This window comes from Micromonospora sp. NPDC049203 (assembly GCF_043197215.1).
Lineage (GTDB): Bacteria > Actinomycetota > Actinomycetes > Mycobacteriales > Micromonosporaceae > Micromonospora.
In genome coordinates this window covers 132,081-146,022 of record NZ_JBICSV010000011.1, presented here as the reverse complement: position 1 = coordinate 146,022, position 13,942 = coordinate 132,081, and the positions used below count along the sequence as shown (strand labels likewise).

Below are 13,942 nucleotides of genomic sequence, written 5' to 3'. Positions count from 1 at the left end.
TGTCGCGGGGGTCGGGTAGGAATGCGGCATGGCTGAGCGACCGCTGATGAAGCTGACGACCACGGTGCTGGACGCACCGTCCGCAGAGGACCTGGCCGCGTTCTACGAGCGGCTGCTCGGCTGGACCCGGCGCGAGCAGGAACCCGAGTGGGTGGTGCTCGCTCCGCCGGAGGGCGGCCACTGGCTGGCGTTCCAGGACGAGTCGGCCTACGTGCGGCCCGTGTGGCCGGCGGGTCCCGGTGACCAGCAGATGTCGGTCCACCTGGACATCAAGGTCGACGACCTGGAGTCGGCCGTGGCGTACGCGGTGTCGGTGGGCGCGACGCTGCCCGACTTCCAGCCGCAGGACGACGTCCGGGTGCTCCTCGACCCGGTGGGTCATCCGTTCTGCTTCTACCTCTGATGACGGGTGGCGTCACCGCGTCGGCTCGCGCGACCAGCCAGTACGCGACGACGACGGGCAATCTGACCGCCCGGATGGCATTGCACTCGTACGGCACCAACCCGCACGGCTGGTTCGGCTGGCTGGGCGAGCGGCTTCCACTGGGCGGGGACGTGCTGGAGGTCGGTGCCGGCACCGACGAGCTGTGGCAGAGGGTGAGCCATCGTGGCCGGCTGATCCTCACCGACTTCTCACCCGCCATGTGCGCGCGGCTGCGCGAGGTGCCCGGCGCCGGGGTGCTGCGCTGCGACGCCGCCCGCCTGCCGTTCCGTGCCGGAGCGGTCGACGCGGTGATCGCCAACAGCATGCTCTACCACCTGGATGACCCGGACGCCGCACTGCGCGACTTCGCCCGGGTGCTGCGCCCGGGCGGGCGGCTGGCTGTCGCCGTGAACGGCCGCGACCACATGGCCGAGCTGAACACGCTCGGCCCGGTGATCGGGTGCCCGGACCTGGCGGTCCGGTTCCACGATCAGAACGACGTCACCGCCGAGACGACACCGGCCCGGGTCGCCGCCCACTTCACCGATGTGACGGTCGAGCGCTACCCGGACGAGCTGGCAGTGCCGGCCGCGGAGCCGATCCTGGCGTACATCGCCAGCATGATCGGGCCGCTCACGGCCGCGCAGGAGTCGGCCGCCCGCACCGCGATCGAGGCCCGCATCGACGCCGAGGGCACCTTCCGGGTACGCAAGCACACGGTGCTGATCAGCGCGACGCGTGGCTCCCGCTGAGGCGGACGAAGGCACGCCAGGCGTCAGGTGTGAAGGTGAGTACCGGCCCGGCCGGGTCCTTGCTGTCCCGCACCCCGACCACCCCGGCCAGGTTGTCCGCCACCTCGACACAGTCGCCCTGGGTGCCGCTGCGGGTGGACTTTCGCCAGACCGCTCCGGTCAGCTCCACGAGGTCATCACGTCCTTCATCAGCTCGACCGACTGTCGGCGTGGTAGTGCCTCGCTGCGGACACTCTCCCATCTGGACAGCAGGATAGCCACGTCCTCGTCCTTGTCGACCACGACTCCGCCGAGTTGGTTCTCCAGGTGACCGACCCAGCCGCCGTCTGTATCCCGGGCCAGTGCGAACGGTCCGACCAGGCCGACGTGCATGGTGACCGAGGCCGGCACGATGTGGATGTCGATGTGCGGGCGCTCGGCCCATTCGGCGAGGTGTGCGATCTGCTCGGCCATGAGTCCGCGATAGCCCTCGTCGGCGCGGCGCAGGACGGACTCCTCGATGACGGCGATGTACTTCGGGTGACCGGCGTCGGAGAGAATCGACTGCCGGTCCAGCCGCACTGCGAGACGCCGTTCCACTTCGTCATCGCTGATGAGGTCATCTGTGCGGATCATCGCGCGGGCGTAGTTCTCGGTCTGGAGCAAGCCAGGTACCAGGGTCGGCTGGTAGGTGCGCAACTGCTGCGCCTGGCGTTCGGCTTCGAGCCAGGGGCGGAACCAGCTCGGCTGGCCGTCGCGCTCGGCGAGCTTGAGCAGCGACATCAACAGCCCGCCGGTGCCGAGCACGTCGTCGGCCCGGCCGAGGAAGAACCGGTCGAGCGGCCGGTGGCCCAGCTCGACCGCCGACACCTGGGAGCCGGAGAAGTGCACCAGCTTCCCGAACTCCTCCTGGCTCAGCTCGGCCCGCAGCCGCAGCCGCCGCAGTTGGGCGCGGATCAGCTCGGCGGTCGGCTCGTTCTCCACACGCCCTCCCCGGTCGGCCGCCGGTCTCCCGGACTCTCCCCGGACTCGCCGGGACGACTTCCGAGCGTAGTGGTGTCCTTAGCAGACTGTCACGCATGAACCTTCCCGTACCCCGGCTCGGGCCGTACCCCGATCGGCCCCGCCCCTGCCCGCCGGGCCAGCCGGCCCACCTGCCGATCCGGCCGCTCTGGCTCTGCCGCGCCTGCGGCGGGCCGTGGCCCTGCGCGCAGGCCCGCCTGCTGCTCAAGGCCGAGTACGCGGACCACCCGGTCGACCTGGCCGTCTACCTGTCCGGGCTCTACCACGAGGCCACCCACGACCTGTTCCGCCTCAACCCGCAGGACGGGCCGACGCCGCGTGAGCTGTTCGAGCGGTTCGTCGGCTGGGGCCCTTACCGGCGGGGCAACGCCGATACGATGCCCGCGACATGACAGCACCGGGGGACTTCGACCTGACCGTGGACGAGCTGCGCGAGGTGGCGCGGTACGCGGTGCGGCACGCGGAGGACGTCCTCCCGGTCTACGAGCGGGCGGTTCCCGGTGACGGGCGTCCCCGCGCGGCTGTCGACGCGGCCTGGACGTTCGCACGCGGAGCCGCCCGGACGAAACTCCAGCGGGTCACGTCCCTCGACGCGCACCGGGCCGCCCGGTCCGCGCCCACCGAGGCCGCGCGCCTGGCCGCCCGGGCTGCCGGTGACGCCGCGGCGGCCGCGTACCTGCACCCGATCGCGAAGGCCACCCAGGTCGGCCACATCCTGCGGGCCGCCGCCAACGCGGCGCGCGTCGCCGAACTGGAGGCCGGCGGCGACGAGACCGTGGGCGAGGCGGCGCTGGACCGGTACCGGCGGCTCGCCACACCCGTGCTGGTCGACGTGCTCCGCCGCTACCCGCCGGTGACCGGTGGCGGCAGCCGGGTCGCCCGGCTGATGAGCACTCTGGACCACGACCTGCGCCACGCCGGACCGGAGGCCGCGTCGTGATCCTGCCGAAGATCCGGGATCCCCGGTTCATCACGATCCGCCGGGGCGGCACGCTCACCGACGAGCACCACCACCTGCTGGCGCTCTGGGCCGCCACCTGCGCCGAGCACGTCCTCGGCCTGTTCGAGGCGGTCCGGCCGGACGACAGCCGTCCGCGCGAGGCGATCGAGCACGCCCGCGCCTGGGTGCGCGGCGAGGTCGGGATGATGCGGGCACGGGCGGCGGGCGGGCACGCCATGGGCGCGGCCCGGGACCTGCGCGGGGCGGCACGCAACGCCGCGTACGCCGCCGGTCAGGCCGCCGTCGTGGCTCACGTCGCCGCCCACGAACTCGGCGCCGCCGCGTACGCGATAAAGGCGGTACGCGCGGCGGCGCCCGACGGTCTCGGCGAGGTGGCCGGGCGCGACGAGTGCCGGTGGCAGCGCGACCGGCTCCCGGTGGAGATCCGCGAGCTGGTCCTGGACGACCAGCGCCTGCGCAACGACATCTGCTGGTCGGTCTTCGACTGCTGACGCCGGCCGGCCCGGCGAAAGAGTCACCGCCGGCGGCAACCATGGCGCGGGCAGGTGGCGTCTCGGAAGGCGTCACGCTGATGCACCACCTGACCCCAAGGACCGGCTCGTGTGGACCCTCTCCTGAATGAGTTCGACTTGTTCGTCCGAACTCGCACCCCCGCCTTACTGCGATCCGCATACCTGCTCACCGGCGACCAGCATCTGGCCGAGGATCTCGTCCAGTCCGCCCTGGCCCGTACCCACCGCGCCTGGAACCGGTTGCACGAGACCGGCAACGCGGAGGCGTACACCCGGAAGATCATGTACCACCTGCAGGTCTCCTGGTGGCGGCGCCGCCGGGTGGCCGAGTCGATGCCGGGCGACATGCCCGAGCCGCGCGGAGGCGACTCGGCCCCCGACCACGCCCAGCAGACCACGCTCCGGCTGACCCTCCGGGTCGCGCTGGCACGGTTGTCCGCCAAACAACGGGCCGTCCTGGTCCTGCGGTTCTTCGAGGACCGCACCGAAGCCGAGGCCGCCGACCTGCTCGGCGTGACAGTCGGCACCGTCAAGAGCCAGACGTCCAAGGCGCTGGCGAAGCTGCGCAGCGTGGCCCCGGAGCTCGCCGAGCTGTACGTCACGGAAGGAACCGCCCGATGAACCAGGACCGACTGCGTTTCGACCTGTCCGACCTGGCCGAGGAGGTCACCCCGGTCGACCTGCGGGACCGCGCGCTGCGTACCTCGCGGCGACTCGGCATCCAGCGGGCCGTCGCCACCTCCGCCGCCGCGCTCGTGGTGCTGGCCGCCGCGACCGGAACCGCGCTGGCGATCCGGCCGAACAGCCAGGCGCCCGAACCCGCCGGGCCGTCGGTGACCGTCACCGCCCCGCCGGTCGAGCCGTCCCGTACGCCCTCCACCGACGCGAGCACCGCCACCGGCCAGTCGCAGCCGGCGCTCACCGGTACCCGCTACTACCTGGAGCACACGTCTACCCGATCCCGGATCCACGAGGTCCGCGGCACGCGGGACCGGGTGGTCCACGAGGTCGTCCACGAGGCAGCCTCTCGCTGCGAGGCCAACAGCGTCAGCATCTCCCCGGACGGCAAGCGGGTGGTGTGGGTGCAGGACAGCGCCGACAACGCCAACGGGGTGCTGCTGATCGCCACCGTCGGAGACGAGGGGGCGACGACCCTCGCGGAGGGGATCAGTTGCCTCGGCGCCCGGCCGCTGCGGTGGAAGGGCGACGACCATCTCATGGTGCAGCGGAAGAACCGCCAGTCCGTGCTCTACGACGTGACGGCCAACAAGCAGGTCGTCGGCGACCCGGGCCAGGAGGTCAAGCGCTGCTGGTCCGCCGACGGCACCTGGCTGGCCGCCGAGTCGGACGGCAAACCCTACGTCACGGACGGTGAGAGCACCCGGCAGTACACCTACACGCCACCTCAGCAGGAGGCCACGAAGTGGGGCGGCTGGGAGGCCCGCAGCGTGTCCGCCGACGGCCACTACGTGGCAGTGGGCTGGATCGGCACCGACCCGTCCCGCCGGGACGGCAGCTTCGCGGTGGTCGACACCAGGACCAGCAAGGTCGTCGACCTGCCCGGCACGGGCGAGGTCCGCGGCATCCTGTTCAGCGCCGACGGCAGGGTGTTGCTGCGGCGCGGTACCGGCATCACGGTCCTCGACAGTGAGTTCAAGCCGCTCGGCACGGTGACCGAGCCGGCACCGACCCGGAACCGGGCACTGCTGGCGTACGTGCCCGCCTGATGACGGGCGACGCGGGGCGGGTCACCGACGGGTGGCCCGCCCCGCGTCGTTCAGCGCAGGACGGTGATCGCCGCGTCCGCGCTGACCTGTTTCCACGGCACCAGCACCACGGTGCCGTCGCGTTCCAGCACCTTCGCGTCGCTGCCCTCGGTGCCGGCCGAACGCGGCGCCTCGGCCAGCACATCCACCTCTCCGGTGGCCGGGTCGATGCGGACCAGCCGGGGGGCGAGATCCCGCCGGTCGCCCACCTCCCACGCCAGCACACCCTGATCGTCGAGGCGGATCAGTTCCACCTCGCTGTCGGTGTGCCCGGCCGACACCCAGCGCCGCTTCCCGGTGGCCAGGTCGATCGCCACCACCTGATCGGCCTGGCGCATGTCGTCGCCGACCGGTGAAGGCTCGGTGGGCAGGTAGAGCGTTTCCGTGTCGGCCAGGTACGGCCGGATCTCCGGCCCCTCGACCGTGTTGGATCGGTTGACGGGCAGGTCGCTGAACCGCGTACCGTCGACGGGGTTGCCGAACGTGGCCCGCTCCTTGCCGGTGGCGTCGCGCGCGACGAACGTCTCGGTGCTCAGGCCGGGCAGGCTGACCAGCGGGTCGACGCTCAGCACGCCGCCGCTCTGCTGTGCGGCCGGCAGTTGTTGCTGCCAGCGCGGCTTGCCGGTGGCCGGGTCCAGGCCGAGCAGCGCCCCCCGGTCGCCGTCGCAGAGCGCGGTGACCACGGCCTGGTCCCCGGCGGCCTGCGCGTCGGCCACGCGGCAGTCGCGGCCGGGCAGCAGCCGGTCCGCGTCGGTCTGCCACAGCCGCTTGCCGTCGGCCAGCGAGTATCCGAGGACGCTCTCGCCGCTGCGCACGACGACCTGCCCGTTCGCCACCGACAGGTCCGGCGCGGTGACAGTGGACCGGCCCTTGCGGCGTTCGACGGGGAACGTCGCCCGCCAGGTCTGGCTGCCGCCGGCCGCGTCGAACCCGACGAGCGTGTCGCAGGATTCGGCGGATCCGAGCGCCACCACACCCCGCCCCTCGGCCAGCGTCTGCGCGGCCGCGCACAGCGACGTCGCCTGTGGCGCGGGCACACCCCACGCCTGGGCGCCGTCGTCGAGCCGGTAGGCGATGATGCCGTCCGGCTGGGCCCGGACCACCGCGTCGCCGACCAGCCAGGCACCGAACATGTCCTGCCCGTCGTACGTCTTCAGCCCGTTGCGCTGCAGTTCCGGGAAGTCGAGCACCCACGCGGTACGCAGCTTCCGCCCGTCGCCGTCACCGCCGCCGACCAGCCGGGACACGCCGTAGGCGGTGCCGGCGGCGACCGCGAGCACCGCCACCAGGCCGCCGGCCACCAGTAACGCCACGCGCCCGCGCCGCTTCGGCGCCGCCGGCGGCGCACCGACCGGACCCGGCGGGCCCGCCGGTGGGTACGCGGGCGGCGGGTACTGCTGGTGCTGATACGTCATCGGTCGTCTCCCGTTTCCGTCAGCCGTCCAGTTCGCGGACGTAGTCGGCCCAGCCGGCCTGGAACTCGTCGAGCGACACGCCGAGCACGTCCCGGGCGGCGCGGTCGGTCGGGGCGCCGGCGTAGACGGCCTCGACGAAGCGGAACAGCTTCGGCTCGCCATGCTTTTCGGCGAGGTGGCTCATCGCGGTGTGCCCGAGCCAGTAGTGGAAGCTCAGCCGGTCGGGGTTGTCCCACTCGCCGTTGCCGGGCAGCTTCCCGTTCCACCCGTTGCGGACCAACTGCCGGGCCGGCGCGGTGCGTTCGCTGGCGGTCAGCGGAAGGCCGCTGAAGGCGATGTACTCGGCGAAGCCCTCGACCACCCACTCGTCGAGCTTGCTGAACTCGTCCACGGCGGACAGGTCGGTGCGGAGCGTCATCAGCGAGTGCGCGATTTCGTGCCGCAACACCATGCGGGCGTCGTTGTCGCCGCCGGAGCGGGTGAAGTAGCGATCGGTGGTGTCCACCACGATGCGGGTGCCGCCGATCGTGGCCTTGCCGTCCTTGCGCTCGGCCGCGACCATGCCCACCGAGAAGCCCGCCGCGGTGGCCTTCTCGGTGCCGATCCGGTAGAGCGAGGTCATCTCGTCCTTGCCCGCGGCGAACGTGACGACGAACTTGTCCGTCATCGGTTCGGGCGGCGCGTTGGCCCGCCACACGGCCAGGTTGTCCGTCACCGACCTGTCGACGGCCAGGGCGTACCGCACCGCCAGGTCGGCCCGGGCCGCGTCGGTGATGATCAGGGCGTACGCGGTCCGCTCGACATGGATCTCCTGCCACTTGTCCCACGGCCCGGGGTAGTAGACGGTCTTCGAGTCGCCGTTGCCGCCGGCAGGTGCGCCGGTCACAGCGGTGACCCGGATCGGCGCGTCCTTGCCGGCGCGGACGATCGTCCAGCGGTACCACTCGGCGACCGGGGCCAGGTCGAAGCCGTCCAACTGGTGCACGAACGAGACGTCGAGCTGGAACGTGACGCCCTGTCCGAACGCGTCGCTGGCGCGGCCCTGCTTCTCGACCGTCTCGTAGCGGGCCACCGACAGCGGCAACTTCGCCAGGTTGCGGAAGAGCTGGGTCTGCCCGGCGATCAGCTCCTCGCGGGCCGGGTCGAACGCGGCCAGGTAGCCGTCCAGGTCCTTCGCCGCCAGCGCCTTGGTGTGCCGGTCGAGCAGGGCGGACAATTCGGCGTTCGTGACTGTGACACCGTTCGCGCCGGCTGCCGCCTTCGGCGCCGGGCCGTCCTCGTCGTCGCCGCGCAGGCCCAGCCCGACGCCGACCGCGGTGCCGGCGCAGACCGCGAGCGCGAGCGCGCCGGCCGCGAGCCCGATCCAGAGCCCACGGCGGGACCTCGGTGCCGGGGGCGGCGGCCCCCACGGGACCGGCTGCGCGGGCGGCGGTGTTCCGCCGTGCCGGGAGTCGGCGTTGCCGGGCGGCGGCCAGCCCGCCGCCGGAGGGTGCCCCTGCGTCATCTGGTTCCTCGCTCGTGCCGTGTGCGGGACCGGCCGGACGTTTCCGCGCGGCCAGGTGACGGCAGTCATCATCTCCGGTCCGGATGACGGATTCTGCCCCGGCAGGCGTGTCTGGTCGATTCGTCCCCGAGGTGCCGCTCGGGAACAGGACGTCGAGACATCCGCCACGTCCGGCGTGCAGGGCCAGCGGGACCGGTCCGCGCGGTGACAGACTGTGCGACGCACTTCTGCCGGGACGTCTGAGGGAGGCGCCGTGCGCTGGCGCAGCTACGTGGCGGTGGGCGACAGCTTCACCGAGGGCATGGACGACGCGTATCCGGACGGCAGCTACCGGGGCTGGGCCGACCTGGTCGCCACCCGCCTCGCCGCCGAGGCCGGTCCGGACTTCGGCTATGCCAACCTGGCCATCCGGGGCCGCCTGTTCCCGAACGTGGTGGCCGAGCAGGTGCCGTCCGCGCTGGCCATGAAGCCCGACCTGATCAGCTTCGCGGCCGGCGGCAACGACGTGCTGCGCCGCAGCTTCGACCCGGACGTGTTCGTGCCGCGCTACGACGCCGTGGTCCAGCGGCTCCGGGGCGGCGGCAGCGACGTGGTGCTGTTCCGGTTCGCCGACGTGATGGCCCGGCTGCCCGGCCAGCGACTGGTGGCCCCCCGGGTGGCAGTGCTCAACCGCGCGGTCGGCGAGGTGGCCGAGCGGCACGGCGCGATCCTGGTCGACCTGTACGCCGACGACACCTACCTCAACCCGCTGCTGTGGAGCACCGACCGGCTGCACCTGTCGGCCGCCGGGCACCGCCGGGTCGCCGCCCAGGTGCTCGCCGCGCTCGGCGTCGGCTGCGACGAGGAGTGGCTGCTGGTTCCGCCGCACCCGGCACCCAGCCCGTGGCTGGCAGCCCGCGCCGCCGATCTGCGCTGGGCGGGCAAGCACCTCGCGCCGTGGATCAAGCGACGGTTGACCGGGCGGTCCTCCGGGGACTTCGTCACCGCCAAGCGGCCGGTGCTCGGCCCGGTCGACGCCGACTGAGCGTGCGTACCGTCCACGCCGCCGACCTGCTGCGGCTGACACCCGACGACCCGCCCCGCGCGGGGTTGGCCGTCGTGGTCGCCGGTGACCGGGTCGAGGCGATCGTGCCGACGGCCGAGCTGCCCGGCGCGTACCCCGGTGTGCGGGTGCGGCGGTGGGCCGGCACGCTCGGGCCGGCGCTGGTGCACGACGGCCCGCTGCCTCCCGCGCCCACGCCCCGCGAGCGGGTGCACGCGTTGTTCCGGCTCGGCGTCGCCGCCGTGGTCGGGAAACACGTCACCGATCCGGCGCTGCGGTCCGCCGCGGCCCGCAACGACGTGGCGGTGCTGCCCGCCGCCAGGCCGCCCGCGCTGGTGGCCGGCGGGCGGGCCGACCTCGCCGTCTTCGATCCGGACGGCTCCTGCCGCGCCACTGTGGTCGCCGGGCGGCTGGTGCACCGCCGCGCCTGACCCAGCCGGACGGCTCGACGGCGTCCACCGGACGTCCTATGTGTCCCGCGCCTCGCCTATTGGGATCGCCCGATGTCCGCCCGCCTGGGTAGCATCCGCTGCCCCCGTCGATCAAGTACGGGGTGACACAGGGGAAAGGTGGATGGGGTTTGACCCTCATGCCTGACAGAAATCCACGTCGGACCGGCCGGCGAGGTCTGCTCGCCGCCGCGCTGGCGACAGTGGTCGTGGCCGGGACGGTGACCGCCACCGCGGCGCCGGCCGCCGCGTACGACATCCGCTACGAGACGAACACCTCCTGGGCCTGGACCGACTCGCGCTCACCCGCCAAGATCAATATCGATCAGCCCGGCGACGTGCCGGTCGGCACCTGGACGGACGCGAAGGGTCGCCCGCACACGTCGCGTGCCTACTTCACGTTCGACATCTCCCGGTACCGGGGAGCGGAGATCGAGACGGCCAAGCTCGACGTCACGGAGACGGCCGGGGCGGACTGCACCAAGCGCCCGAAGATCGAGCTGTGGCGCACCGCCGCCTACACCGCCCGGTCGAGCTGGCTCAAGCCACCGGCCGACCTGGCCCTCGTCGACAGCCGCCAGCTCACCGACCGGACCGTCTGCCCGGCGCCCCGGGTGGAGTTCGACGCGGTCGAGGGGCTGCGCCAGGCGCTCGCCGAGGGCCGGTCGACGCTGACCCTCTCGCTTCGGCTGCCCGCCGACGTCGAGCGGGATCCGGCGCTGGCCCGGAAGTACGCCACCAAGGTCGGCATCTCGATCGACTACAACTTCCGCCCCGGCGTGCCGACCGACCTGCGGACCACCGACGGAACGGCGTGCACCACGGCCGAGCCGTACCAGGTGATCCGCTTCCCCGCCCTCTCCGGGGTGGTGCACGACCGGGACCGCAACGACGGCGGCGGCACTGACCATCTCACCGTCTCCTTCGCGGTCTGGCCGGTCGACGAGCCGGAGGCGCGCATCGAGCAGACCAACAACGCGCGCGACGGCCAGCGCGTCGTCGGCCGCTTCGACCACATCTATCCGTCGCCGTTCGAGCACGACCGGACGTACGCCTGGCAGATGCGTGCGGCGGACAGCCGGGCCACCGGCGAGTGGAGCCCGGTCTGCTACTTCCGCCTCGACATCCGTGGCCCGGCCACCCCGCCCACCGTCACGTCCACCGACTTCCCGGACGACCGTGAGTGGCACCCGGCTCTGCCCGGCGAGTTCACCTTCACCGCCAACGGCGCCGCCGACGTGGTGCGGTACGGCTACTCGTTGGACTCCGGCGTCGAGAAGACGGTCGACGCCGACCGGACGGGCGGTGCGGCCACCGTCACGCTCACGCCGGACCGCGGCCTGAACACGCTGCGGGTGTGGAGCCTGGACGCGGTCGGCAACCGCTCGACGACCACCGCGTACGAGTTCCTCGCCGAGGACGTGTCGCCGGTCATCGAGGGACGGCTGAACGAGATCGGCGTGCCGGCGACGTTCCAGCTCCGTCCGCAGATGGACGGGGTGGTGCGCTACCGCTACGCCCTGGACGGCGACCCGGAGCGGACGGTCGACGCCGCCGCCGACGGCTCCGCCGCGATCACCGTCACCGCGACCCGTGGTGGCTTCCGCACCCTCACCGTCACCAGCGTCACGGCGGGCGGCGTGGAGGTCAGCGGCATCCGGGAGTTCCACCTGCCGACCGAGCCGGTGATCTCGGCCACCGTCTACGAGGAGTGGACCGGCGGCGGCGGACAGGGCATACCGGGTGTCTTCACCTTCACCCCGCGTATGCCGGACACGGTCAGCTACCGCTACCGCTTCGACGACGAGCCGGGCACGGTGGCCGCGAAGGCCGACGGCACCGCGTCGGTGACCTGGACGCCGACCGGTGAGGGATGGGTCAACCTGGCCGTGTGGAGCGTGAGCCGGGACGGCACCGAGTCCGAGCCGGCGACCTGGTTCTTCCGGGTGTGGGACCTGCGTCCCGCCGTCTCCGCCGACCCCTACCGGGCCGACTGGCCCGCCGGTGGTCCGGGCCAGCCGGGCGAGTTCCGGTTCACCTCGGAGGTCCCGGAGACGGTGGCCTTCCTCTACCGGTTCGACGACGGCGCCGAACAGCGCGTCGAGAGCGGCGCCCGGGCGACGGTGAGCTGGACGCCCACCGAGGGCGGGCAGCACACGGTCACCGTTCGCGGGGTCACCGCGGACGGCACCCGCTCGCCCGAGACCGTCTGGACGTTCCTGGTCGACGACGCCCCGCTGGTCCGGTCGGCGGAATATCCGGAGGGCGGCAGCAGCGGCCTGCCCGGAGTCGCCGGGACCTTCACCTTCACGCCGCAGCGGTCGAACGTGGTCCGGTACCACTACTCGTTCCAGGGCGCGGAGCCGACGACAGTCGACGCGGCGGCCGACGGCACCGCCACCGTCACCTGGACCCCGGAGCAGGCCGGCTGGCACCAGTTGACGGTGATCGCGGAGACCGCTGACGGCACGCGCACCGGGCAGCGCGAGTACCAGTTCACCGTCCGCGATCCCAAGCCGCGGGTCATCTCGTACCTGTACAGCGAGTGGGGTTCGAGCGGTGGCATCGGCGTACCCGGTGGCTTCCGTTTCGACTCCGACCTGCCGGACACGGTGGCGTTCGTCTACCGGCTCAACGACGGGCCGGAGCAGACCGTCGACGTCACCGACGGCACCGCCGCCGAGCTGACGGTCACCCCGGACCGGGCCTTCCGGAACACGCTCACCGTCCGGGCCCGCTCGGCGTCCGGCGAGCTGTCCCCGGAGACCAGCTACTCGTTCCTGGTCAGCAGCGTGCCGGGCGTCAGCTCGACCACCTACCCGCTCGGCGGGTCGGGTGGCGGTCCGGGCGTGCCCGGTGTCTTCACGTTCACCCCCGGGATGCCCGACGTCGACAGGTACGTCTACCAGTTCGACTACGCCCCTGAGGTCACCGTGCCGGCCGGCGCGGACGGCTCCGCCTCGGTCACCCTCACGCCGGCCGAGGCCGGCTGGCACACCGTGACGGTGTACGCGATCGACAAGGCCGGCAACCGGTCGGACCTCGCGTACCAGTGGTTCATCGTCGAGGGCTGATCGTCTGATCGCACCGGCCCCACCACCTTTCCGAGGTGGTGGGGCCGGTGTCACATCCGCGGCTCCGGATCGGGCGTACCTTGGGGCTCATGCCTGTGCCGAGTGATCCGCATCCACACCTCCAGTCGTACGCCGACCCGCAGCGCCTGGTCACCACCGAGTGGCTGGCCGAGCACCTGGGCGACGAAGGGCTCGTGGTGGTCGAGTCCGACGAGGACGTGCTCCTCTACGACACCGGCCACATCCCCGGCGCCGTCAAGGTCGACTGGCACACCGAACTCAACGACCAGGTCACCCGCGACTACCTGGACGCCGCGAGCTTCGCCGAGCTGTGCGCCGCCAAGGGCATCGGGCGGGACGACACAGTCGTCTTCTACGGCGACAACTTCAACTGGTGGGCCGCGTACGCCCTCTGGGTCTTCTCCCTCTTCGGTCACCAGGACGTGCGGCTGCTCGACGGCGGCCGGCAGAAGTGGGTCGCCGAGGGACGGGAACTGACCCGGGACAGGGTGAGCCGGCCCCGCGCCTCGTACCCGGTGCCGGAACGCGACGACGCGCCGATCCGCGCGTACCGGGAGCAGGTCATGGACCACGTGGCGGCCGGCCGGCCGCTGGTGGACGTGCGTTCGCCGGGCGAGTACACCGGCGAGATGCTGCACATGCCGGACTACCCGCAGGAGGGCGCGCTGCGCGGCGGGCACATCCCGGGCGCGGTGAGCAAGCCGTGGAAGTCCGCCGCGAACGACGACGGCACGTTCAAGTCCGCCGACGAGCTGCGCGCCATCTACGCCGACCAGCTCGGGCTGAGCCCGTCCGACGACGTGGTGGCCTACTGCCGGATCGGTGAGCGGTCCAGCCACACCTGGTTCGTGCTGCACCACCTGCTCGGGTACCCGCAGGTGCGCAACTACGACGGCTCGTGGACCGAGTGGGGCAACCTGGTCCGGGCCCCCGTCGTGAAGGGCGACCAGCCCGGCGGCCTGATCCGCTGAGCCGTCCCGGCCGGTCCCGCCGTGGTCGCGGCGGGACCGGCCGGTTTTG

Annotated in this window: 15 protein-coding genes; 11 read left to right on the top strand and 4 right to left on the bottom strand. The window is 72.6% G+C overall.

The window, feature by feature from the left end; all coding sequences use genetic code 11:
- Nucleotides 1-28: 28 nt before the first annotated feature.
- Nucleotides 29-403, top strand: coding sequence for a VOC family protein (locus tag ACGFIA_RS25100; RefSeq protein ID WP_357474898.1), 375 nt, complete (start codon nt 29-31; stop codon nt 401-403).
- Entirely contained in the window at nt 403-1,176 is a 774-nt protein-coding gene (locus ACGFIA_RS25095; protein WP_393262409.1) for a class I SAM-dependent methyltransferase, read from the top strand. Before ACGFIA_RS25100 ends, ACGFIA_RS25095 begins: the two co-directional genes overlap by 1 nt.
- Here the strand turns inward: ACGFIA_RS25095 and ACGFIA_RS25090 are convergent.
- Both ACGFIA_RS25090 and ACGFIA_RS25085 read right to left on the bottom strand, forming a co-directional pair.
- Nucleotides 1,151-1,345: a DUF397 domain-containing protein gene (locus tag ACGFIA_RS25090; RefSeq protein WP_357382213.1), complete on the bottom strand. Its 195-nt coding sequence runs from the start codon at nt 1,343-1,345 to the stop codon at nt 1,151-1,153. The two genes, ACGFIA_RS25095 and ACGFIA_RS25090, sit on opposite strands and share 26 nt — an antisense overlap.
- A complete protein-coding gene (locus ACGFIA_RS25085) occupies nt 1,336-2,139 on the bottom strand; it encodes a DUF5753 domain-containing protein (RefSeq protein WP_393262406.1) in 804 nt (267 codons plus the stop codon). Before ACGFIA_RS25085 ends, ACGFIA_RS25090 begins: the two co-directional genes overlap by 10 nt.
- Nucleotides 2,140-2,234: 95 nt before the next feature.
- Between ACGFIA_RS25085 and ACGFIA_RS25080 the strand changes: the two genes are divergently transcribed.
- The 5 genes from ACGFIA_RS25080 (at nt 2,235) to ACGFIA_RS25060 (ending at nt 5,378) form a co-directional block, all read left to right on the top strand.
- Nucleotides 2,235-2,570 carry a hypothetical protein gene (locus tag ACGFIA_RS25080; RefSeq protein ID WP_357474910.1) on the top strand — a complete coding sequence of 112 codons (336 nt, stop codon included), beginning with the start codon at nt 2,235-2,237 and terminating at the stop codon, nt 2,568-2,570.
- Nucleotides 2,567-3,118, top strand: coding sequence for a putative immunity protein (locus ACGFIA_RS25075; protein ID WP_357382217.1), 552 nt, complete (start codon nt 2,567-2,569; stop codon nt 3,116-3,118). The genes ACGFIA_RS25080 and ACGFIA_RS25075 overlap by 4 nt, the downstream gene beginning before the upstream one ends.
- Nucleotides 3,115-3,630, top strand: coding sequence for a putative immunity protein (locus tag ACGFIA_RS25070; RefSeq protein WP_393262402.1), 516 nt, complete (start codon nt 3,115-3,117; stop codon nt 3,628-3,630). The genes ACGFIA_RS25075 and ACGFIA_RS25070 overlap by 4 nt, the downstream gene beginning before the upstream one ends.
- A 111-nt stretch (nt 3,631-3,741) precedes the next feature.
- Nucleotides 3,742-4,272 carry a SigE family RNA polymerase sigma factor gene (locus ACGFIA_RS25065; RefSeq protein ID WP_357382221.1) on the top strand — a complete coding sequence of 177 codons (531 nt, stop codon included), beginning with the start codon at nt 3,742-3,744 and terminating at the stop codon, nt 4,270-4,272.
- Nucleotides 4,269-5,378 carry a hypothetical protein gene (locus ACGFIA_RS25060; RefSeq protein WP_357474919.1) on the top strand — a complete coding sequence of 370 codons (1,110 nt, stop codon included), beginning with the start codon at nt 4,269-4,271 and terminating at the stop codon, nt 5,376-5,378. Before ACGFIA_RS25065 ends, ACGFIA_RS25060 begins: the two co-directional genes overlap by 4 nt.
- Before the next feature lie 50 nt (nt 5,379-5,428).
- Here ACGFIA_RS25060 and ACGFIA_RS25055 read toward each other — a convergent pair whose 3' ends face one another.
- Both ACGFIA_RS25055 and ACGFIA_RS25050 read right to left on the bottom strand, forming a co-directional pair.
- The gene (locus tag ACGFIA_RS25055; RefSeq protein WP_357478215.1) at nt 5,429-6,832 is read right to left on the bottom strand and encodes a PQQ-like beta-propeller repeat protein; all 1,404 of its coding nucleotides are present in this window, start codon (nt 6,830-6,832) and stop codon (nt 5,429-5,431) included.
- 19 nt (nt 6,833-6,851) lie between these two features.
- Nucleotides 6,852-8,336 carry a hypothetical protein gene (locus ACGFIA_RS25050; RefSeq protein WP_357474924.1) on the bottom strand — a complete coding sequence of 495 codons (1,485 nt, stop codon included), beginning with the start codon at nt 8,334-8,336 and terminating at the stop codon, nt 6,852-6,854.
- A 253-nt stretch (nt 8,337-8,589) separates the two neighbouring features.
- Between ACGFIA_RS25050 and ACGFIA_RS25045 the strand changes: the two genes are divergently transcribed.
- The 4 genes from ACGFIA_RS25045 (at nt 8,590) to ACGFIA_RS25030 (ending at nt 13,893) form a co-directional block, all read left to right on the top strand.
- Nucleotides 8,590-9,360, top strand: coding sequence for an SGNH/GDSL hydrolase family protein (locus ACGFIA_RS25045; protein ID WP_357382230.1), 771 nt, complete (start codon nt 8,590-8,592; stop codon nt 9,358-9,360).
- Between the two features lie 2 nt (nt 9,361-9,362).
- Entirely contained in the window at nt 9,363-9,809 is a 447-nt protein-coding gene (locus tag ACGFIA_RS25040; protein WP_357382232.1) for a hypothetical protein, read from the top strand.
- A 158-nt stretch (nt 9,810-9,967) separates the two neighbouring features.
- The gene (locus ACGFIA_RS25035; RefSeq protein ID WP_393262396.1) at nt 9,968-12,901 is read left to right on the top strand and encodes a hypothetical protein; all 2,934 of its coding nucleotides are present in this window, start codon (nt 9,968-9,970) and stop codon (nt 12,899-12,901) included.
- A gap of 89 nt (nt 12,902-12,990) precedes the next feature.
- A complete protein-coding gene (locus tag ACGFIA_RS25030; RefSeq protein ID WP_393262393.1) occupies nt 12,991-13,893 on the top strand; it encodes a sulfurtransferase in 903 nt (300 codons plus the stop codon).
- Nucleotides 13,894-13,942: the final 49 nt, after the last annotated feature.